At 43.8% G+C, this 21267-nt stretch carries 19 protein-coding genes; 9 read left to right on the top strand and 10 right to left on the bottom strand.

Features of this window, described 5'->3' with window-relative positions; all coding sequences use genetic code 11:
- Positions 1-16 precede the first annotated feature (16 nt).
- Positions 17-1606, top strand: a complete 1590-nt coding sequence (locus DV872_RS03820) for a DAK2 domain-containing protein (RefSeq protein ID WP_158546817.1) — start codon at positions 17-19, stop codon at positions 1604-1606.
- A gap of 47 nt (positions 1607-1653) precedes the next feature.
- Positions 1654-2361, top strand: coding sequence for a glycerol-3-phosphate acyltransferase (locus DV872_RS03815; protein ID WP_114628521.1), 708 nt, complete (start codon positions 1654-1656; stop codon positions 2359-2361).
- Positions 2362-2394: 33 nt separating this feature from the next.
- Here the strand turns inward: DV872_RS03815 and plsY are convergent, their stop codons facing one another.
- The 3 genes from plsY to DV872_RS03800 are packed head-to-tail and all read right to left on the bottom strand — an operon-like array spanning position 2395 to position 4555.
- On the bottom strand, positions 2395-3042 hold the full coding sequence (gene plsY, locus DV872_RS03810; protein WP_199563421.1) for a glycerol-3-phosphate 1-O-acyltransferase PlsY: 648 nt from the start codon (positions 3040-3042) through the stop codon (positions 2395-2397).
- On the bottom strand, positions 3039-3836 hold the full coding sequence (locus DV872_RS03805) for a DUF1295 domain-containing protein (protein WP_114628520.1): 798 nt from the start codon (positions 3834-3836) through the stop codon (positions 3039-3041). Before DV872_RS03805 ends, plsY begins: the two co-directional genes overlap by 4 nt.
- Positions 3836-4555, bottom strand: a complete 720-nt coding sequence (locus DV872_RS03800; protein WP_114628519.1) for a hypothetical protein — start codon at positions 4553-4555, stop codon at positions 3836-3838. Before DV872_RS03800 ends, DV872_RS03805 begins: the two co-directional genes overlap by 1 nt.
- 185 nt (positions 4556-4740) lie before the next feature.
- Between DV872_RS03800 and DV872_RS03795 the strand changes: the two genes are divergently transcribed.
- Genes DV872_RS03795 through DV872_RS03785 form a run of 3 tightly spaced genes read left to right on the top strand, consistent with a single transcriptional unit; the run spans position 4741 to position 7975 of the window.
- Positions 4741-5616, top strand: coding sequence for a cobalamin-dependent protein (locus tag DV872_RS03795; RefSeq protein ID WP_114628518.1), 876 nt, complete (start codon positions 4741-4743; stop codon positions 5614-5616).
- An 11-nt stretch (positions 5617-5627) separates the two neighbouring features.
- Entirely contained in the window at positions 5628-6155 is a 528-nt protein-coding gene (locus tag DV872_RS03790; RefSeq protein ID WP_114628517.1) for a lipocalin family protein, read from the top strand.
- Entirely contained in the window at positions 6152-7975 is a 1824-nt protein-coding gene (locus DV872_RS03785; RefSeq protein ID WP_114628516.1) for a DegV family protein, read from the top strand. Before DV872_RS03790 ends, DV872_RS03785 begins: the two co-directional genes overlap by 4 nt.
- A 10-nt stretch (positions 7976-7985) precedes the next feature.
- Here DV872_RS03785 and DV872_RS03780 read toward each other — a convergent pair whose 3' ends face one another.
- The gene (locus DV872_RS03780; RefSeq protein WP_114628515.1) at positions 7986-8603 is read right to left on the bottom strand and encodes a carbonic anhydrase; all 618 of its coding nucleotides are present in this window, start codon (positions 8601-8603) and stop codon (positions 7986-7988) included.
- A gap of 68 nt (positions 8604-8671) precedes the next feature.
- Here DV872_RS03780 and DV872_RS03775 point away from each other — a divergent pair, with 68 nt between their 5' ends.
- From DV872_RS03775 to DV872_RS03765, 3 genes are all read left to right on the top strand, one after another.
- Positions 8672-9562, top strand: coding sequence for a radical SAM protein (locus DV872_RS03775; protein WP_114628514.1), 891 nt, complete (start codon positions 8672-8674; stop codon positions 9560-9562).
- A 64-nt stretch (positions 9563-9626) separates the two neighbouring features.
- Complete coding sequence (locus tag DV872_RS03770) at positions 9627-10334, top strand: DUF2161 family putative PD-(D/E)XK-type phosphodiesterase (protein WP_114628513.1); 708 nt, start codon at positions 9627-9629, stop codon at positions 10332-10334.
- A 70-nt stretch (positions 10335-10404) separates the two neighbouring features.
- Positions 10405-11643, top strand: coding sequence for a 1-acyl-sn-glycerol-3-phosphate acyltransferase (locus DV872_RS03765; RefSeq protein ID WP_114628512.1), 1239 nt, complete (start codon positions 10405-10407; stop codon positions 11641-11643).
- Positions 11644-11649: 6 nt separating this feature from the next.
- Here DV872_RS03765 and DV872_RS03760 read toward each other — a convergent pair whose 3' ends face one another.
- Entirely contained in the window at positions 11650-12042 is a 393-nt protein-coding gene (locus DV872_RS03760; RefSeq protein ID WP_147283091.1) for a hypothetical protein, read from the bottom strand.
- A 202-nt stretch (positions 12043-12244) separates the two neighbouring features.
- On the opposite strand from DV872_RS03760, the gene DV872_RS03755 reads away from it, so the two are divergent.
- Positions 12245-14260: an FAD-dependent oxidoreductase gene (locus DV872_RS03755; protein ID WP_114628510.1), complete on the top strand. Its 2016-nt coding sequence runs from the start codon at positions 12245-12247 to the stop codon at positions 14258-14260.
- Between the two features lie 82 nt (positions 14261-14342).
- Here DV872_RS03755 and DV872_RS03750 read toward each other — a convergent pair whose 3' ends face one another.
- The 5 genes from DV872_RS03750 to DV872_RS03730 form a co-directional block, all read right to left on the bottom strand.
- Positions 14343-16127 (bottom strand): NADH-dependent [FeFe] hydrogenase, group A6, encoded by a 1785-nt coding sequence (locus tag DV872_RS03750; protein WP_114628509.1) that lies wholly within the window; start codon positions 16125-16127, stop codon positions 14343-14345.
- Positions 16120-19206 (bottom strand): NADH-quinone oxidoreductase subunit NuoF, encoded by a 3087-nt coding sequence (gene nuoF / locus DV872_RS03745; protein WP_114628508.1) that lies wholly within the window; start codon positions 19204-19206, stop codon positions 16120-16122. The genes DV872_RS03750 and nuoF overlap by 8 nt, the downstream gene beginning before the upstream one ends.
- Entirely contained in the window at positions 19196-19735 is a 540-nt protein-coding gene (locus DV872_RS03740; protein ID WP_230391383.1) for an NAD(P)H-dependent oxidoreductase subunit E, read from the bottom strand. The genes nuoF and DV872_RS03740 overlap by 11 nt, the downstream gene beginning before the upstream one ends.
- A gap of 231 nt (positions 19736-19966) precedes the next feature.
- Complete coding sequence (locus DV872_RS03735) at positions 19967-20521, bottom strand: GNAT family N-acetyltransferase (RefSeq protein WP_114628507.1); 555 nt, start codon at positions 20519-20521, stop codon at positions 19967-19969.
- Complete coding sequence (locus tag DV872_RS03730; RefSeq protein WP_114628506.1) at positions 20511-21173, bottom strand: bifunctional 2-polyprenyl-6-hydroxyphenol methylase/3-demethylubiquinol 3-O-methyltransferase UbiG; 663 nt, start codon at positions 21171-21173, stop codon at positions 20511-20513. Before DV872_RS03730 ends, DV872_RS03735 begins: the two co-directional genes overlap by 11 nt.
- Positions 21174-21267 lie beyond the last annotated feature (94 nt).

Below are 21267 nucleotides of genomic sequence, written 5' to 3'. Positions count from 1 at the left end.
CACGGAGACCGCACCAATGACCCAGATAGATCCGGATTTACTCAAGGAATCCTTTATAAAAGCTTCTCTTCATTTGGAGAGAAACCATAAGATTCTGAATAATCTCAATGTATTCCCTGTTCCCGATGGGGATACAGGGTCTAATATGTCCAGCAGTCTTAAGGCTGCCGTATCAGGACTGGAGAAGGCAAATCCACTGACCCTGCCAGATATCGCCAGGATATTCTGTGAAGAACTGAATCGAAACAGCAGAGGTAATTCCGGATTTATACTTGCCCGATTTTTTGCCGGATTCTTTGATGCTTCCGCTGAAAATGACGCTATCTCCATGAAGGATCTGAGAGAAGGATTCTCTCAGGGCTCCTTTCTGGTTAATACTTCACTGTTTTCACCTACCGAAGGGACGATGATCACAATCATCGCAGCCATGACTGAGTATATGAGCTCTGTGGATGTAGCGGATGTCCGGGAACTCTTCAGCGGCGCTCTGGAATGTGCCAGAACGGCCCTGGAGAATACTCCCAATGATTTGCCCGTACTTGCCCGTGCAGGAGTCATTGATTCAGGAGCCCTTGGGTTTATTGTCCTCTTTGATGGTTTTCTCTCAGCACTGACAGGAACCGAACCTCAGGTGGAAATAGAAGCCGATTACCGCTTTCCTCCCCAGACAGGGGATGATACTGATGGTGGAGATGATGTCAGTTTTCGTTTCTGCACAGAGCTTCTTGTCCGTTTGGATAAAGAGATTCCGGGTGGAGACCTTAGAGAATACCTCAAGGCCAGGGGCAACAGTATTGCCCTTGTTGCCGAAGATGATCTATTAAAACTGCATATACATACAAACAATCCCGGGGAGCTGGAAGAATATCTTTCTGCATACGGGGAAATTGAAAAAACAAAGATTGAAGATATGCAGGATCAGGTAAATCTCTTTAACAAGAAGGCGGATGCGACGGATAACGCCGTTCTTGTCTGTATTCCCGGTGATGGTTTTGCCGAAATTTTCCAGAATCTGGGTGCAGAGTACTCCATCTCTTATGATGAAAAACTACCTTCTGCCCATGAGCTGTGCGAGAAAGTGGGAGAGATTGATAATGATCACATCATTATCATTACAAATAATAAAAACATTATTCCTGCAGCTATCATGGCCAGGGATGAATGTGACAAGGCAGTATCAATTCTTCCCACAGAAAATGTATCCCGGGGAATTGCCGGGATGTACGGATTCAGTGAAAACGACACCATCGCAGAAAATGCACAGAATATGCATGACTGTCTGGAGTTTGTAAAATCCTTTTCCGTATTTGAAAGCAGTATGAATACACGATTTGGGGATGAGGATATCTCAAAAGGTGACTTTTTCTCTATTGCAGACGGTAAAATACTCTCTGTTGCCAAAACCCGGAGCAAGGTCATCCTGGAAAGTTTTGCAAAATATGATCTCACAGGAATGGGCAATATATCCCTTTTCAAGGGGAAAAAATTTGATGACTCCTGTCTGGCTGAGGTAAAGGAATATCTGCATCAGATAAATGATACTCTTGAAATAGAGGAATTATACGGTGGTCAGAACCGGGAAGAACTAATAGTTTCTCTGGAATAGCAGGGGCTGTTCCAAACATAAAACCAGAATAGAGGAGATAACTCATCATGATTTTTGTACTCAAGGTCCTTACGGCTATTCTTATTTCCTATCTTTCAGGGTGTGTAAATTATGCCATCATCATAACCCGGGTTGTTACCGGCAAGGATATCCGAACCATGGGTAATCTGAATCCCGGTACATCGAATGTAATGCGTCATGTCGGTAAAGTCTGGGGTTTTCTTGTTGCTTTTCTGGATGCCTTAAAGGCTATGATTCCCATTATTATCTTCCATTTAATATTTTTCAGGGAGTATAACAATTTAAACTTTGCCGTGCTCTATCTTATCGGGATTGCAGCCGTTCTGGGGCACTGTAAACCGATCTTCTACAAGTTTAAAGGCGGCGGCGGAGTAGGCCCTATGCAGGGAGTTTCTCTTTTCTTTGTTCCTGTTGAATATCTTGCATCCATGCTGATCGGCGGGATTATTGTACAGATTGTTTTTAAGAAGGCCAAATATAAGTTTTCCCAGTGGACACCTGTTATGTTTATAACACTCACTCCATTTATTACTCTGGCTACATACTTCTTTCTCCATATTCCACTCTTTGCCCATGTCTCTATTGGAGGCCACCTTCCGGCGGTTGTCATAGGGACTTTTGTCCTTTCTTTTATGATTCTGGGTATCAATATGCGTTTTATGAAACAGAGGAAATCAGAGCTGGAAACTATTCAGAATAATGAAGAGTGGGATAGTGATATAGCTCCTCGCTGAAATAACAGGGATCGACTCAATCAATTTGATATCTTAGTGATTCTTAGAGAATTTGGAAATTTTCCTCTCAGATCCATTAATAAGAGATCTGATATTTTTTCTATGAAGTAAGGTGATGATCATCCCAATAAGAATGAAGTAAATCATGAAAACAAGGGAGAAATCCTGTCTCTTCAATAGAACAAGTCCTGTATAAAATAAGGAAAGAGACCAGGCGGAAAAGATCGATGCCAAAGATATATATCTTGTTATTGTTGCTGTTAACAGGAACACAATCAGGCAGAGGGGTGAGAGTATCGGGATGACAGCAGTAATCCCTCCTGCTCCTGAAGCAACCGCCTTCCCCCCCTTGAATTTGGCAAAAACGGGAAATACATGTCCTGTGATGACTAATGACAGACATATAACCATCAACAATTCTCTTTGAACCAGTTCTGATGGTATGTTGTTTTTTTCCAAGTATAACTTAATAAAAAGAAGAGGTATTAAAGCTTTTAGAACATCAAATAGTAAAACAATAATACCTGTAATCAAACCCAGCTCTCTGTATGAGTTTGTCGCTCCCGCATTACCACTCCCTATCTCTCTTATATCGACTCCCCTGCTTATCTTTCCTGCAATCAGTGACACAGGGATAGATCCGATTAAATAACAAAGGATAGGAAGGGTAAACCAGATCACTTTCTTCTCCTGGTGGGGAGGGGAATTAAAAGACTTGTATTCTTTCTATAGGATGCAAATTCAGGGTTCTCTCCATATTTTTTTTCATTCTGTATCTCAAGAAGCGGAATCCCGCTGACTTTTAATAAAAATAGAGTAATGGTTACAGGTCCAAGAACTGTCAGCCATCCCCATCCTGAAAGTGTGGGAATTACTACAATAAACAGGCCCCACCAGACTAATATTTCACCAAAATAATTGGGGTGTCTTGAGTATCTCCATAAACCCGTATCCACCCAGTGACCCTTATTCCCTTCTTTAGACCTGTAAGTGAATTTCTGTGCATCACTAAAGGATTCAATAATAAGACCTGAAAGAAATACTGAGAGTCCTGTAATCGTTGATCCAGGAAAGGTTTGAACCGGTCTTGCTGTCAGAAAAAGGCTGAAAGGAAGCATTACTACCCAAACTACCAGAGTCTGGAGTATCCAGAACTTAAGGAATTTTAAGAAATCATTTCTTTTATCATCAAAGCGATCATCCTTGCCTATGGTGATAATCCTCTTTAAAAGGTAGGCACCCAGTCTTAAGGCCCAGATCATTATGGATATGGTCAGGAACAGCTGTTCTAAAATATAGCTATTACCAGCTGAAAATAGTAGAACCGGTGCCAGTATGAAAAAACTTAAACTGTAACTGAGATCTGTTACTTTGTCCGTTTTTAAAGTAGCGGCGAAGGCAAAAAAACCCATGTTTATAGTAAATGAAAATATAAGTGATGAAATTACAGGATTGGATTGTATAAACAGGATCATTATAAGGCTCCTTTGTAGCTATAGAAAATATCAGCAAATAACATCTGGTTCTTATCACTGTTTTGAGGGTCCGGAAGAATTGTTGGTCCGTGTATCTCTTTTATGGTTCCATCGGAACTATCCAGTACAAATTCTATTGGTTCCACCAGCATTCCTAAGAAGAAATTCTTTAGCTTCATCTCTATAATAATCTCTTTTTCAATCTCTGATTCATCAGATTCAATATAATTAAGTTTAAAAGGAATTAATAACTGTCTATCAAAAAAGGGAAGTAAAAACTCTATCTGTTCACCTTGCTGTACCCTTTCTCTGTTTTCAATTATGAATCCTCCGAGCATAGGTCCTGCAACCAGTCCTTCTCTCCACTTTATTGATCTCTCCCTTAGTATATTATCTACATTATAAGATATTATCATTTTGTCTTCTTCCCGGCGAATGGTCCCTCTCATTCCCAGGTCATCTAAAATAGTTTCATAATATACGAGTTCATTATCTATGAGTAACACAGATTCCTGAGCAGCCTTTGATCCATCTGTTCTATAATATATATGTTCTATTTGTCTGCTGTTTTCATATTCTTTGATTACTTCTTTCTGTGTATAAATAATCTCAGAGGTATTCTGTTTAAAAATAATACCTTCCATGCTTTCTCTTTCTAAAGAGTAAATAAAAACAGTATTGACTGCCAGTAAACTTAATAAAACTATTGCCTTGTTCATCATGTTTCTCCTTGTATAACCAGAGTGATTAAAATCACTTCTGTATATTTCTATTCAGGCTGAAGTTGATTGCTTCAACTCTTTTAGTTAGTTATTCCTAAAGTATCATGGTTTATATATAATAACAATATGAGATAAAATCAAGTAAAACTTGACAAATAATAACAAATAGATATATTTGAGGTATGGGAAAGAAACTATTTTCAGAGAATTTGAAATATTATAGAAAATTCAAAGGTATGACACAGAAACAATTGGCTCTTGATACAGGAGTCACTCAGGTGGCAATAGCCAATTATGAAGGGGGAAACAGATTCCCCTCAGAGGAACAGCTGAGGAATATTTCCCAGTCACTCCGTGTCTCACTTGACAATCTCATGTCTATTCATTTCCAAGAAGAAAAAAGTGGGCAAAAGGGGATGGGGAATCTTGATGAGTTTTTTAAGATAGTGCAGAAGGAAAGTACACTGAGAAGCCGGGAATACCTGAATCAGTGGCGAGATGAAGAAAATTTATCTCTTTCAGATTTATTTCATAAAGTTATTATTCCTCTGTTGATTGAGACTGGTGAGTTATGGAGACAAGGAGCAATTACTGCTGCTGAAGAGCATATAATTTCTGAGAGGGTGAGAGAACTTATTTACGTAAGTTGTCTCAATTATACTCAGAATCATAAACGGGATTACTCTCCTGTCTGGCTGGGATTGTGTGCTCCCGGAGAAGATCATGACCTTGCTCTTCTTATGAATGCCTGTCTTCTAAGGGAAGCAGGTTGGCAGGTCATTAATCTGGGGACTAATATTCCTATGGCAGATCTTAAGAAAGTAATAGAAACTCTAAAAGTTGATGTTGTTAATTTTTCAATAACTCGTCCCATACATATAAATGGTTTAAGAACGGCACTTGAAGTGCTGCAAGCTGAGTTTTCTAATAAAATCAAAGTGATTGTATCCGGCTCCGGAGCTGACAAATCGCTTCAAAATGAATTAGAAATTGTCCGGTATGTGTGCAGTACTCTGGCAGAATCTGTCAGCATGGCTGAGTCATGTATTGAGAATTAAAGAGGTATGAAATGAAAAAGAATTATATGGTAATGATATTTAGTATTATTCTCCTTCAAAATGTGTTTGCAGGGGGAACGAAGGAGACAGAAGTGAAAACCGTAGAGTATGTAGACATGGAAAAATTCTCAGGTAAATGGCTTGTGGCAGCTCTTATTCCTTCTCCCCTTGAGAAAAATGCTCAAAGAGGATTGGAGACATACACTGTAAAAGAAAATGGTGAAATTGATATTGAGTACAGTTATTATAAAAATAATAAACCTGAAAAGAAAAAGGTCATGACCCAGAAAGGGTGGATTATAGATTCCAGCACCAATGCACACTGGAAAATAAGTCCATTATGGCCTTTGAAATTTAATTACTATATAATTGAATTAGCCGACGACTACAGTTATACAGTTATTGGTACAGATTCAATGAATTATCTGTGGATTATGGTGCGTAGAGATGCTTTTGACGGCTTTGATCTTGAAGGAATTATTAATTCCATGACAGAGAAAGGTTACGACAGAAATAAAATAAAGATAATGAACCAATGAGGTTAAATGATATGGAAGAAACCAGTATTACAGGCTATGAGATATATCATGGATTTCTTTCGGGTTATCTGAATATCTCTCAAAATAGAGAATATCTTAATCAGATTAATGTATTTCCGGTCCCTGATGGCGATACCGGGAATAATATGGTGAAAACATTAAAAACAATAGTAACAGGAATGCGTTCAACAAAATCGGCTACATCAGTTATGAATGGTATTGCTGACCTGTCAATTGTAGGTGCCCGTGGAAACTCTGGTATGATTCTCTCCCAGTTCATAAACGGCATAGCAATAAATATGGATGAATCTGATGAGCTGAGCTGTAGCCGTTTCGGGATAATTGTAAATGAGTCTGTAGCTTTTGCTTATGAAGCTATGGAGAATCCACAGGAAGGCACAATCCTTTCTGTAATAAAAAAATGGTCAGAAGCCATTTTTACTGAGAGTACAAGAGTCAAAAATTTTCCTCAATTACTCACATTGGGCTTTGCTGCTGCAAAAAAAGCTTTGAATAAAACTCCCGAACAGCTGAAAGTTCTTGAAGAAAATAATGTTCTTGATGCCGGTGCCTGGGGGTTTGTAAGTTTTTTGGAAGGAATTGAGACCATCAGTGAAAATGGATTTACTCCCTTTCATATACGTAAAAAACTGAATAGTTATGAAATACCTGAAAATCATAATCATGATAGCGAGAAGATTCATAGGCATCAGGAAATAAAATTCAGATACTGTACAGAGGTACTTTTAACGGATCTTCAAGTTCCTGTGGGGGAGATCCGCAGTACGTTGAAAAAAATGGGGGACTCCCTCATTGTCGGGCAGGGAAGAAACAGCTGCCGTATCCATATTCATAGCAATCACCCGGATAACGTTATTAAGGTTTTGCAGCCCATGGGTACTATAGTGCAGCAGAAAGCGGATGATATGATCCGTCAGGAACAGATGGTTCAGAGTCCGATATCTAAAGTTGCTATTTTGACAGACTCTATTGCAGATATACCCCGGGAAATATTGGATAAATATCAGATTCATGTGTTGAATCTTAAATTGAGCTGGGATGATGATGAGTATCTGGATAGACTGACAATCACTCCGGAAGAATTTTACAGAATGCAGCAGAGTAGAAAATCTTTTCCGGGTAGTTCGATTCCCGAAAAACCCCTGGTGAGAGGATTGTATACAGCACTTTTAGATCATTATGATTCCATATTGGTTCTTCCCGTTGCAAAAGCATTGAGTGGAACCTGGATGCAGATGACCAAAACAGCTGAAGAATACAATCAGAAGAACCATAGAATTACCGTAATTGATACATGTCTGAATTCTGTTGCCCAGGGATTATTGGTTGTGGAACTGGCAAAAGCTGCAGCAGAAGGTTTGACTGTTCAGGAACTCAGTGAGAAGGCAGAGGAGCTAAAAAAGCGAATCAGAATTTTTGTCAGTGTGAGCACATTCAAGTTTATGGTCAAAGGGGGGAGGGTCAGTCCGTTAAAAGGATTTGCGGCTGCCGCTCTCAATCTAAAACCTATAATCTCACTGGATTCAAATGGCAAGGGGATAGCCTTTGATAAAGCCTTTACCAGCAGAGGACTCAATAGCAAAATACAGAAACTTATCAGAAATATCAGCGAAAGCAACGGAATAGAACGCTATGCACTGGTACATGCAGATGCACTGGCTAAGGCTGAACAATTTGTCTCCATAGTTTCTAATGAACTGGATCAGGAAAGCGAATATATAAGTTCAATTTCTCCCATTGTCGGCATGCACTCAGGTAAAGGAGCCGTGGCTATTGGTCTTATTACATCCAGAGCATAGCTGTTGAGGACTAATTGAGAAGATTGAAGCATTCCTCTTCTCTGTCATAACCGAATACCTCACCTGTTTCGATGATGTAGTACCATCCCATAATATCAAGTTCTCCCTTTTTGAAACGTTCGGCAATATAGGGATAGGTTAACAAGTGTTTCATCTGCTCCACAACATTGCTCTGCTCTGTCAGCCATTCTCTGGCAGAAGGGTCGTCAGGGGATACCTGTGCCTCAACCTGGGCTTTAATCGGCTCGGCAAGTTCCATCCACTTTTCAGTATGAGGCAACGCCTTATTACTACTTGTATAAAGAGATGCACATCCTCCGCAGTTGCTGTGTCCACAGATAATTATATTCTCCACTTTCAGAACCTGTATTGCGTATTCAATGGCCGAAGTTGTAGAAAGGTATTCATCTGCCAGGCGGTAGGGGGGAACCATATTTGCGATATTCCTGATGATGAACAGTTCTCCCGGGAGTGTTTTTGTTATCAGTGTAGGGACGATTCTTGAGTCGGCACAGCCTATAAACAGTGTATGCGGCTGCTGTTCTCTGCTGAGACTGCTGAACAGACTTCGATGCTTCTCAAAGTCTTCTTTTTTGAAATGTACGATGCCCTTCAAAAGTTTATCCATGAGTAAAATAGTAACAGAAGATCAGGATTAATGCATTAATAACAGTTGAAGCTGTGATATTCTCATGAATGATGGAGTGGATCAAAGCAAAAACCATACTCTCATCTTATAAGATGCAGTCTAAGTGGTTTGGGACTGAATATAATTTAAATCTCTACAGAGGCTGTTCCCACGGATGTATCTACTGTGACAGCCGGAGTTCCTGTTATCACGTTGATGACTTTGACAGGATCAGGCCTAAAGAGGGGGCATTGAAAATTCTGGAGAAAGAACTCGGCAGCCGCAGGCGCAAAGGGGTTATTGCCATGGGGGCCATGTCTGATCCCTACAATCCTCTGGAGGATACCCTGGAACTTACAGGGGGAGCCTTGACGCTTATTGACCGGGCCCGTTTCGGTCTGGGCCTTGCTACCAAGAGCAGCCTTGTGGTTCGGGACATTCCACTATTCCGCCGAATCAGCTCCCATTCTCCTCTCCTTCTGAAAGTGACAGTGACCACAATGGATGAGGCTTTAGCATCAATAATCGAACCCCGGGTCTCCCGTCCGGCGGAGAGAATTGAAGCTCTTGCCGAGATGAACAGTGCGGGACTCTTTGCAGGGATTCTTCTTATGCCGGTTCTTCCCTTTCTTGAGGATAATGCCGAGAATATTCTTGCTGTTATTGATGCAGGCCACAAGGCGGGGGTTCCCTTTATTTATGCGGGCTTCGGAGTGACATTGAGAGATAATCAGAGAGACTGGTATTATAAACAGCTGGACAGACATTTTCCCGGATTAAGTGAGAAGTATAAAAGATTCTTTTCTGATAGTTATGGCTGTGCTCTTCCTAAGGCGGCCGCTCTCGAGACACTTTTTAAAAAGGAATGTGAAGCCCGTGGCATTCTTTACAGGATGGATGATATTATCAGGGCTTATAGAAAGGACTATGACAGAGACAGTCAGCTGAACTTGTTTTAGAATCGCTTATTCTGTCCCCATGGTTTAAAGGGTGAATTGAAATTGGCCGTAGAGTATAAGTAATATGAGTATAAAAGAATCGGATCTTTATGATCCTCTTAAAATATATCTGGAGAACCAGGGATATTCCATCCGGGGAGAAGTGCAGGACTGTGATCTTGTGGCTCTCAAGGGTGATGAAATGATCCTAATTGAGCTGAAAACCAGAGTCTCTGTGGCACTTCTGATCCAGGCTGCCAGACGGAAGGACATTTCCGATTCAGTCTATATTGCCGTACCTGTCCCTCCCGGAAAAAAAGATCTTCCCAATTCCCGGGGATTGAGAAACCTTTTGCGAAAACTGGAAGTGGGGCTGATTCTTGTTCGTTTTATGAAAACAAAAACCAGGGTGGATATGGTTATGCACCCCAAGCCCTATGATAAGAGGATGCGCCCCAAAAAACAGAACGCCATACTCCGTGAAGTCAATGGGCGTTATGGTGAATTCAATAAAGGTGGTATTCCGAGTACAGAGGAACGGATCACAGCTTATCGGCAGGAAGCTGTACGTCTTGCAGTTCTACTTAAACGGCAGGGAGAAGCCTCTCCCAGGCAGCTCAGGGAGCTGAGTGCCAGACCGGATAAGGTGCAGCCCATACTGTCACAAAATGTATACGGATGGTTCGACAGAGTCCGGAGGGGTGTGTATATGCTTAACGAAGCAGGGCTGACAGCTCTTGAAAGATATGAAAAAGATTTTCCCGGGCTGACGTCTCTCTTTAAGAATCATTAATACTTTTTCCCTTGACCTCTCTATTAAAAGCTCACTATCATTTCTAGATACAACAACAAGAGGAGGCATCATGACCAAGGATATTAAAGTTAAAGATGGTAAGCTGGGACTCATGGGCCGATTTGTATGGCATTTCGGGCAGTTTGTTGCCGGATCCATCTATAATCCCAAACTGAATGTCAAACTTGAGAACTGGCATCTTCTTGAGGATATGCCTGCTCCTTTTCTACTGGTAGGTAATCATGTTACAAACTTTGATCCTGTAATGACATCATCCAACCAGTCCCGGGTTATACACTGGGTGGCAAATGACGCTGTTTTCCGTCATCCTTTTCTGCGATGGGCGTTCCAGCAGGTACAGACGATACCCATAACCAAGGGGATGTCCGACCTTGATACTGTGCGTTATATGCACAAAAAGGCGAGAGAAGGCGGTATTATCGGCCTCTATCCCGAAGGACAGACCAGCTGGGACGGACTGAACCAGCCCATGACCCCGGCAACTCCCAAACTTGTAAAACTGCTTAAAATCCCTGTCGTGGCTGTTGTCACCAAGGGGGGGTATATTTCACAGCCACGCTGGGTCTGGACAAAGGATATCCGTAAGAGCCGGGTCATTCTTGAAGTTAAAGTTCTGATTTCCCAGGATGAGATTAAAGCACTGAAAGTTGATGAGATTGAGGAACGTCTCCGAAAGGGTCTCTTTAATGATGATTTTCAGTTCCAGAAGGATAATCCCGTAAAACTGAAGAGTAATAATAGAGCAGAGACTCTGGAATTATTTACCTACATATGTCCAAAGTGTAAAACTGTGGATGCCCTTAAGTCAGAGGGACACGATGTGCGTTGCCAGTGCTGTGATTGGGAATTTACAATTGATGAATACGGGATTTTCCCTGATAAATCATCGGACTTTCCATTTGAGAGCCTTTCAGAGTGGAACCACTGGCAGCAGGATATTACATCAAAGATGACTGCGGATTATCTTGCTGAGGAAAATCCTGAAGAACCTCTTATTTACAATGAAAATCTTACACTTCTTACAGGCTCCGGGCTTGTCCCTCTAAAACCTCTGTGTAAGGGGGATTTGAAACTTTTTAAGGATAATCTTGAGTTTATCACCACTAAGGGTGAGACCTTGATCTTTCCCATTTCCGAGCTGGAAGCCCTGAGTATCTTTAAGCAGCAGAAGTTTGAATTCTATTATGAGAAGGTTCTCTACCGCTTCCATTATGGAACCCCAAGAGACTCTGCCTATAAATGGCTGAAATTCCTCGAGGAGATTCAGTCCATACAAAGTGCCGGTTAAGAAAAATCAAAATGTTAAACTGCCGCTGATTCCCAAAGAGATTCCCCTCATAAGCAGAATTACCGATTCACCCTGATCATATGTTTCTCCCGGGCTGACCTCGGAAAATTCCGTATAGTCTGCTTTGAAATTCAGATCATGCCTTATATCTCTAAAGGTGGCATTCAAATCAATACTGATATTATCAAAAGTAATGCCGAATCCGGCTCCTGCCAGATAACCGAAACCCCAGAGTTTATCAAAATCCATGGTTCCATCACTTAATACAGCCTGTCCGCCAGCTGTGGATAGATCCTTCTCAATATTGCCTTCCAGGGCTCTGAGGGTGAAGTTGTAATTAACACCGCCTCCACCGAATACCTCCAGATAAAAGGGACCCAGGGGAATATGTACTTTCAATAGTGCAAAAGGAAGAATGGAGTCTGAGTAGAACTGACAGAGTGATATTATTGCTCTGTCTTTTTTTAGTCGAGGTCTGAGAGAGTAATTTTTTATTGATATTAAAGAATCAATAAAAAAAGAACAAAACATCTTGACAATGGAATATATTATAAATACTATATAGGTATAAATAATTAAATTATGAACTGTGAGGATAATAATGAATAAATTACTGATTATAGGCGGTGTCGCCGCAGGAGCAACTGCAGCAGCTAAAGCAAGAAGACTTAATCCCGATGTGGAAATAACAATACTCGAAGCCGGACCGGATGTCTCTTTTGCCAACTGCGGTCTTCCCTATTATGTAGGCGGAGATATCAAGAGCCGCAGTAAACTTATTCTACAGAGTCCTGAGAGTTTCCGGGATCAGTACGGTGTTAAGGTTGTAACCATGACCGAAGCCGTCAGCATTGACCGGGATAATAAAAAAGTATTGGCACGTAACAGTGAAAGCGGTGATCAGACAGAATATGAATATGACAAACTGATACTGGCCCAGGGTGGAAAGCCTTTTATTCCCGGACTGGAAGGAGTCGACAAAAAACATGTTTTCTCCCTCTGGACTCTGGAGGATATGGACAAGATCAATGCATATATCGAAGATGAAAAACCCGAAACAGCTGTAGTTGTGGGTGGTGGATTCATCGGTCTTGAGATGGTAGAGGCACTGCGCAAAAGGGGATTAAAAGTCTCAGTTGTTGAGCTGGCACCCCATGTCATGTCAGTGATGGAAGCGGAAACAGCCGGTTTTATTCAGAAAGAGATGGCAGCCTGGAATATTGATGTACACACAGGCCGTTCTGTTACGGCAATAGCTGACGGCAATGTGAGTCTTGATGACGGACAGAAGATTGCGGCAGATATGGTCCTTCTCTCAGTAGGGGTTAAACCCACATTGAAGCTGGCTCAGGATGCGGGACTCTCAATCGGAAGCTCCGGTGGACTCGAGGTGGATGAATATCTTCAGACATCAGATTCTGATATCTATGCAGGCGGTGATATGGCAGAGATTCTTAACTCCGTATCCGGAACTAAAGTCCGTGTACCTCTAGCAGGACCTGCGAACAGACAAGGCCGAATTGCAGCCATTAATGCTCTTGCCGCTGATAAAAGTGAAAAGAAAAGCTATAAGGGTGCTCAGGGAACTTCCATCGTAAGAGTATTTGACGCGGTTGCCGGAAGTACAGGACTCAGTCTTAAACTGGCAAAGGCCAATGGAATTGATGCTCAGTCTATCGTAATAAGAAAAGAGAATCATACTTCCTACTATCCCGGAGCATCACTTGTGTCTATTCAGCTGATTTATGCAGCAGAGAGTGGAAAGGTGCTTGGTGCCCAGGTTTATGGTGAAGATGGTGTGGATAAAAGACTTGATGTACTGGCCACAGCGGTAAGTGCGGGTATGACTGTGGAAGATCTGGGAGAACTGGATCTTGCCTATGCTCCACCCTTCGGTTCTGCCAACGATCCTATCAATATGGCAGGATTTACTGCAGAGAATAGAATCAGCGGCTACAGTCCCTCCATAACTCCTGAAGAAGTGGAAGCCTTTGTTGAAAACAAAAAGCTTGCCTTAATTGATATAAGAGATTATTTCACGTTCCAGAAAGGCCATATACAGGGCGCAGTTAATCTGGCACCTGAAAAGGTATTGGAAGAGCTGGCTCAGGTTTCTGAAGATACGGCGATTCTTGTTCTGGATGATAATGGAAAGACAGCCCACAGAGTTGTTCGTCAGCTTCTACAGGCCGGTTATACCAAGAGCCTGTTTATCAGCGGTGGTTATCCCGGTATTGAGCATCTTGGATGGGCCGGTGGACTGAAGTTCCTGCAGATTCCTATGACTCCTCCTGAAGAGAAGTCTCTTGATGCTGTAGAAGCAGAGGATAGTGCCCGGGACATTGATACTGAAACTGCAGCAGCAGATGACGGAGCAGCCATTGTCGTGGATGTAAGAACTCCTGGGGAGTTTGCAGGGGGTGCATATCCCGATGCAGTCAATATTCCTCTGGATGAACTTCCCGGAAGAATGGAAGAACTGGGTGCCACTGACAGAGAAATCACTGTCTACTGTGCCTCTGGTGCCAGAAGTGCCTATGCAGCCCGAATGATGGAGCAGCAGGGGTTCAGCAGGATAACAAACGGCGGCGGTCTGATGCAGATGATGGCAGGCTGATCTATTTAAACTATTAAATCCTAAAAATACCCCCGGAACAATTCCGGGGGTATTTCACTTATAAGGCTTCTTTAGATACTTTTCAGACTCCCATATTCACTTTTTTCTTCTGCTTATATCCGGTGTGCAGAAGATGGTGTGATTTTTCTCCCAGCGGTTCTCCCAGAAAATCTCTGTAGAGAGATGCTACAGCCGGATTCTCATGAGACTTTCTGATGGGCTTACCTTCATCTTCCCTGAAGATTGCATCAATTCTGGCCTGCCTTACACTGTCGTTTGTAAGACGGGGCTGACCACCTCCTCCGATACATCCACCGGGACAGGTCATTATTTCAACAAAATGAAAAGTCTCTTCACCGGCCTTTATGGCCTCGAGTAAACTTGATGCATTTGCCAGTCCATGGGCTACGGCCAACCGTACTTCAACATCTTCCAGAAAGTTCCACTCTTTAACTGTATCTTTCAGAACCAGTGACAGCGTTTTAATCCCTTCCAGTGTGGAGAGAGGCTTAATATGAAGATCTTCACTTGGCAGAGGCCTGCCTGTGACAATCTCATGTACAGTTCTGAGGGCCGCCTCCATAACACCTCCGGTGTTGGCGAATATATCTGCCGCACCCGAAGATATTCCAAGGGGAGCATCCATCTCACTGTCAGGAAGATTAACGAAATCCAGACCCGACTGAAGGATCAGCCGTCCCAGCTCTCTGGTGGTCAGAACATAATCCACATCCTGATATCCGCTGTCGTTCATCTCTTCTCTTGCGGCTTCAAATTTCTTAGCAGTACAGGGCATGATAGAGACCACTGTCATATCCTCAGGGTCTACACCGGCTTTGGCAGCATAATAGGTTTTAGCCAGGGCACCGAACATCTGCTGGGGAGACTTGCATGTTGAGAGGTTGGGCAGAAACTCGGGATAATAATACTCGGTGAACTGAATCCACCCCGGAGAACAGCTGGTAAACTGAGGTAAAGCGGCTTCTCCGCCATCTTTTACTACAGTTTTCAATCTTTGAAGCAGTTCGGTTCCCTCTTCCAGTATGGTCAGGTCGGCAGCAAAGTTAGTATCGAATACTGCGTCAAACCCCATCCTTTTCAGTGCGGTAACCATCTTTCCAGTTACCAGGCTTCCCGGAGGCATATCAAAACACTCTCCCAGTGCGGCTCTGATGGCAGGAGCTGTCTGAACGATTACATGTCTTTTCGGATCTTCCAGGGCTGCCACCACCTGGGGGATATGAGTTTTTTCAGTAATAGCACCCACGGGACAGACCGCAGCACACTGGCCGCATTGAACACAGGCTACAGTGGAGAGCAGTCCGGCAAATGCAGGTGCTATTTCTGTACTGAACCCACGACCCTGGGGATAGAGGGCACCTACACCCTGAATGCTGTTACAGGCTGTTACACAGCGTCTGCATTTGATGCATTTGGCAGAGTTCCTCACAAGGGAGAACGTGGACTCATCATAGTATTCTACAGGTTTTTCTCCTGCCTCCGGTGCCTCTCTGATCCCGAGTTCATAGGCCAGAGCCTTAAGCTCACAGTCATCAGAGCGGTCACACCAACTGCAGTTACCTTCATGTTCACTGAGAGTCAGAGAGACAACTTCCTTTCTGGCTTCCCTGACTCTGGGACTATTTGTCATAATGACCATTCCATCTCTTATGGGGGTTGAACAGGCCGCTGCAAGTCTTGGAGCACCTTCAACTTCCACAACACATACCCGGCAGGCCGACATGGGCTCCTTTCCTTCAAGGAAACAGAGAGTGGGTATGCGGATTCCTTCTCTTCTTGCAGCAGTCAGAATGGTTTCACCCGGCTCAAAATCAATTTTCATACTGTTCAGTGTGCATTCAGACATGACTCTCCTCCCTGACTCTTACATTCTTACCATAGTCACAGCGCAGACAGCGTTTTGCCTGTCTTACTGCGGTATGTTCGTTCCAGGATTGTTCCACTTCTTCAAAGTTGTGAATCCTCTGCTGTGGATCCAGCGCAGGTACTTTTTTCCTTGGATAGGGCAGAGGATCTGCATCGGGATCAAAGGCTGTATCCAACTCCTTTTCCCAGCGCCAGAAGGCATGGTCCTCTCCTGTCAGCTTCAGATCTATACCCGCTGCCGCCAGCTCTCCGGCAGCTATAGCTCTGACCACCGTGGAGGGACCTTCCGCTGCATCGCCTCCGGCAAATATATTGTCCATACTTGTTTCCCCTGTCAGGGGATCTGTTTTCAGAAATCCGGCAGCAGTCTGTTCAGGGCTCTCTTTACCGAAGAGGGCAGGAATATCCATTCTCTGACCTATGGCGATAATCACCTGATCAGCCTCAAAAATCTGCTCATTATCCTGGGAGGCTGTAGATTTTCTACGTCCGCTCTTATCAAACTCACCTGCAATCATGGGCATACAGCGTACAGCTCTTACGTCACCTGTCTCATCTTTCAGGAATTCAAGAGGCTGAGACATACAGTGAAGGGTGATACCCTCTTCCAGAGCATCTTCGATCTCTTCTGAATAAGCCGGCATGGCTTCCTGACTCCTTCTGTAGATAATCCCCACAGATTCGGCTCCAAGTCGCTTTGCCGTGCGGGCAGCATCGAAAGCAGCATTTCCACCACCGATAATCATGACCTTTTCACCTGTCCGGGCGGAGCCCTTCATATTGTATTCCCCCAGGTAGGGGACAGCCTGAATAATTCCCCGGGCGTCTTCACCGGGAAGTCCCATACTCAGACTCTCAGAGGCTCCTACCGCTATAAATACAGCCTGGTATCCATCCTCTTTCAAAGACTCAATGGTAAAATCTCTTCCCATAACCTTTTCTGTATGGATACTGGCTCCCATAGTTTCAATCATTCTGATTTCTCTGGCCAGGGTCTCTCTGGGCAGACGATAGGCGGGAATGGTCTGAACCAGCATTCCTCCCGGTCTTACAGAGGCTTCAAATATATCAGGCCTGTAACCGAGTCTGGCCAGAAAATAGGCACAGGTTAATCCTGCAGGCCCGGCTCCTACCACGGCAATTTTTCTTAATTCGTTTTCAGGGTTTTCACGGCATTCAGGTGTCTGAATTGTAACTTCACGGTCCACCATAAAGCGTTTAACCCCTCTGATGGAGACAGACTCATCCAGTGTAGATCGGCGGCAGTGATCTTCACAGCTGTGAAAGCAGACACGGGCGCAGACTGCAGCGAAGGGATTCCTCTCTCTATGAAGCTTAAGAGCCTCGGCATATCTTCCCTCTCCTATAAGGGAGACAAAGCCCGGAACATCAACACTTGCAGGACAGGCGCTCTGGCAGGGAGCTCTTACCAGCTCGGGGCAGACTCCTGCAGCACAGTGATGGTCTCTTATATGCTGCTCATATTCTTCTCTGAAGTGCCGTATAGTTGAGAGCACGGGGTTTGGTGCCGTCTGTCCCAATCCACAAAGTGCTGTATCCTGAATACGTCCTCCCAGTTCAATCAGTCTTTCAATATCGCCATCCACACCTTCTCCGCCACAGATCCTCTCAAGGATTTCCAGCATTCTCTTGGTTCCCACTCGACAGGGGACACATTTACCGCAGGACTCCTCCTGAACAAATTCCAGGAAAAAACGGGCCACATCCACCATACAGGTTTCATCATCCATAACAATCAGCCCGCCCGAACCCATAATGGCTCCAAACTCTTTCAGGCTGTCATAATCCATGGGGACATTGAGGTGTTCTTTGGGAATACATCCTCCCGAAGGTCCACCCATCTGGGCAGCCTTGAAATTTCCCTCGCCCTTGATGCCTCCGCCTGTTTCGTAGATAAGGTCACCCAGAGGGGTTCCGATGGGTACTTCCACCAGACCTGTGTTGTTTACGGCTCCAGCCAGGGCAAATATCTTGGTTCCGGAACTTTTCTCTGTTCCCAGGGTACTGTAGTTTTCTGCGCCCATCTCCATAATAGCGGGGATATTGGCGTATGTTTCCACATTATTCAGAAGACTGGGTAATCCCCAGAGTCCTTTTTCAGCAGGGAAGGGCGGCCGGGTTCTGGGTTCTCCTCTTTTTCCTTCTATAGAGTTGATAAGTGCTGTCTCCTCACCGCAGACAAAGGCTCCCGAACCCATCCTTATCTCTATATCAAAGGAAAATCCGCTTCCCAGAACAGAACTGCCCAGGAGTCCGCACTCTCTGGCCTGGGATATGGCCTTTTCAAGACGTGCAACAGCCAGGGGATATTCGGCTCTTACATATGCATATCCCCAGGAGGCTCCCACGGCATAGGCAGCAATACTCATACCTTCTATCAGGCTGTGTGGGTCACCCTCCAGTACAGATCTATCCATGAAGGCTCCGGGGTCTCCCTCGTCACCGTTACAAAGAACTACCTTATTATCTCCAGCCGCCTTGCGGGTCATACTCCATTTCATCCAGGTCGGAAATCCGGCACCACCACGACCTCTCAGTCCGGAGGTTTTAATAGACTCAATAATGCTTTCTCCTGTTTCATTCTCTCTGATAATCTTTTCCAGAGAGCTATAGCCCTTACGAGCTAAATAATCATCAAGATTAAGGGGATCAATGGTGCCGCAGTTTCTGAGAACCACCTTTTTCTGGCCCTTTGCAAATCCATTATCCAGCAGCATATCCTCCAGAATCTTTCCGTTTTTAAGATGAGATTCCACCAGACGGGGGAGGTCTCCAGCCGAAACGGCTCTATAGACGGTATTTTCCACAGCAAGTACCGGTCCGTGAGCACAGGGGCCCATACATCCTGTACACTTAATTGTCCAATCAAGGTTCTCCTCATTCAGAATCTCCTGCAGCCTTTTCTGAATTTCAAGTGAACCCGAGGCGATACATCCACCTCCTGTACATATGCGTACTACTTTATTGTTTTCTGCTTTTCCATTAAGTGATTTTCTATATGTAGCCAGATCATCACAGTTTTTGAATTCAGGATGCATTTTCCGCCTCCTCTTTATAGGGTTCCAGAAGTTCCCTGATCTTCGATGGTTTTACCCTCTGGTGAACATCATCACCAATCATAACTACTGGAGCCAGCCCGCAGGCACCGAAGCAGCGTCCTATCTCCAGAGAAAATTTTCTGTCTTCGCTGGTTTCTCCCACCCTTATGCCCAGAACTTTTTCCAGGGCTGCCAGGACTTCCTTACCGCCTCTCACATAACAGGCGGTTCCCAGGCATACACGGACAACATGTTCACCCCTGGGGATTGTTGAGAAGAAAGAGTAGAACGAGACCACCCCTGTCACTTCGCTCAAAGAAATATTCAGTTTTTCACTGATATGAATAAGTATCTCCTGAGGAAGGTAACCCAGAAGATTCTGGGCTGACTGAAGCACAGGGATGAGAGCCCCTTCAGACGTTTTATAACGTTTGATGATATCATCTATCTGAGGAATGATGTCCGTCGGGATCAGTTGTTCTACTGTCTTCTGATCTGTGGGGACCCCTGCTGATTTCATAGCTTTCATGGATCTGCTCCTAAATGTGGTGTTGTTTATGCCATGAGTAGTAGTAGAGGCGGGAGCCTCAGCAGTGTAAGATGAAACTGGTTGGCTTTTATCAATAATAAACCCAAAAGGTTAATTCGTGTTAAATTTATTGATAAAAAATGGACGATATAGATGAGTATTCGAGTTGAATCTCTGTGTAAAGGGCATATGCCCGTGTATGAGTCTGTGTGAAAGATAATCCGTTATAGATCAGTGTTTATTTCTGTTGAGATATTCTTCTTTAAGAATGCCGTAAATTACATGATCCACAATCTTGCCGTAAAGATATTCGGCCCTCCGGATGGTCCCTTCTTCTTTGTATCCCAGGCGTATGGGGATCTTTCGGCTGTTCTTATTTTCAACGGCGCAGTGAATCTCTACCTTACTGAGGTTCATATCAAAAAATGCAATCTTTTCAAGTTCCTGAACCGTTCGGGTCATAACTCCCCTGCCGCAGATATCTTCGGAGAGCCAGTAACCGATATAAGCCGTAGCTGTTTTGTAATTATAACGATTGAATCCGGCAACTCCTGAGAGTTCGTTCTGGTAAAGAATACCGCAGGTGAGCTGTTCACCCGTTGCAAATCTTTTAAGACATGCGGAGATAAAGTAGTCTGTATCTCCCTGTTTCTGTATGCTGTCGACCCAGGGAAGCCACTGACGCAGCCAGGCCCTGTTTCTGTTTGTAAGATTGTACAGGGCTGCTGATTTCTCTCTGTTAAGAAGACAGAGCTGCAGTTCGTGATCAATATATCTATAAAACATACTGTGGGTCTCCTCCAGTACTGCGGAACATCAAGAAAAGATCTGCCGTAACCGAGCCGTCCTTTTCCTCATACTCTTCTACAATTCTGGATTCCAGCCGGAATCCACTCTCTATAAGGATACTGATCAGAACATCTGTATTATGGTAATGGAAGTATATTTCATCCTCTGAAAAACTTGTCTTTTCATAGCCTGGAGTTTTTCCTTCGGCCAGGGGCATGAAGCTCAGATAGAGAAGACCATCATCCTTTATCAGAGATCTCAGAATCTTCAGGAGATCATAGCATTCCTCATCATTGAGATGGACTATGATAAATGATAGGCATAGAGCATCGAATGGGACATTCAGATCATATCTCTTCAGTGAATCCCCCAGGGAGTTAACAGAACCCTGTATGAAAAACTGCTCAGGACATCTCCGGCGTGCAAGGTCCAGCATGGATTCAGAACTGTCCAGACCTGTAACGGAGTGTCCCTGACTCTGCATAATTTCTGCATTGATACCGCTGCCGCAGCCCAGATCAAGAATCCGGCTGCCTGGGCTCAGTATCTCGGCAAAATCATATATCCGTTTTTTGTATACTGAATAAGTACTGAATTTACTATCATAGTCCCCGGCTGAATTGTTATATGCCAGCATAGTTAAATCCATTTTGTCCTCCTGATTTTCCTACTATACATGATTCAGCATAAAATGAACCATTTGGATGTAAGATTTTCTGGTATTGGAGCTGCAGATAGAATAG

The sequence above is a fragment of the Oceanispirochaeta sp. M1 genome (genome assembly GCF_003346715.1).
Lineage (GTDB): Bacteria > Spirochaetota > Spirochaetia > DSM-2461 > DSM-2461 > Oceanispirochaeta.
This window is presented reverse-complemented; position numbering and strand designations above follow the sequence as displayed.

Coding starts and splice junctions, on each gene's coding strand:
- DV872_RS03820 (WP_158546817.1), top strand. CDS start 17: ATGACCCAGATAGATCCGGATTTACTCAAGGAATCCTTTATAAAAGCT.
- DV872_RS03815 (WP_114628521.1), top strand. CDS start 1,654: ATGATTTTTGTACTCAAGGTCCTTACGGCTATTCTTATTTCCTATCTT.
- DV872_RS03805 (WP_114628520.1), bottom strand. CDS start 3,836: ATGATCCTGTTTATACAATCCAATCCTGTAATTTCATCACTTATATTT.
- DV872_RS03800 (WP_114628519.1), bottom strand. CDS start 4,555: ATGAACAAGGCAATAGTTTTATTAAGTTTACTGGCAGTCAATACTGTT.
- DV872_RS03795 (WP_114628518.1), top strand. CDS start 4,741: ATGGGAAAGAAACTATTTTCAGAGAATTTGAAATATTATAGAAAATTC.
- DV872_RS03790 (WP_114628517.1), top strand. CDS start 5,628: ATGAAAAAGAATTATATGGTAATGATATTTAGTATTATTCTCCTTCAA.
- DV872_RS03785 (WP_114628516.1), top strand. CDS start 6,152: ATGAGGTTAAATGATATGGAAGAAACCAGTATTACAGGCTATGAGATA.
- DV872_RS03780 (WP_114628515.1), bottom strand. CDS start 8,603: ATGGATAAACTTTTGAAGGGCATCGTACATTTCAAAAAAGAAGACTTT.
- DV872_RS03775 (WP_114628514.1), top strand. CDS start 8,672: ATGATGGAGTGGATCAAAGCAAAAACCATACTCTCATCTTATAAGATG.
- DV872_RS03770 (WP_114628513.1), top strand. CDS start 9,627: ATGAGTATAAAAGAATCGGATCTTTATGATCCTCTTAAAATATATCTG.
- DV872_RS03765 (WP_114628512.1), top strand. CDS start 10,405: ATGACCAAGGATATTAAAGTTAAAGATGGTAAGCTGGGACTCATGGGC.
- DV872_RS03755 (WP_114628510.1), top strand. CDS start 12,245: ATGAATAAATTACTGATTATAGGCGGTGTCGCCGCAGGAGCAACTGCA.
- DV872_RS03750 (WP_114628509.1), bottom strand. CDS start 16,127: ATGTCTGAATGCACACTGAACAGTATGAAAATTGATTTTGAGCCGGGT.
- nuoF (WP_114628508.1), bottom strand. CDS start 19,206: ATGCATCCTGAATTCAAAAACTGTGATGATCTGGCTACATATAGAAAA.
- DV872_RS03740 (WP_230391383.1), bottom strand. CDS start 19,735: ATGAAAGCTATGAAATCAGCAGGGGTCCCCACAGATCAGAAGACAGTA.
- DV872_RS03735 (WP_114628507.1), bottom strand. CDS start 20,521: ATGTTTTATAGATATATTGATCACGAACTGCAGCTCTGTCTTCTTAAC.
- DV872_RS03730 (WP_114628506.1), bottom strand. CDS start 21,173: ATGGATTTAACTATGCTGGCATATAACAATTCAGCCGGGGACTATGAT.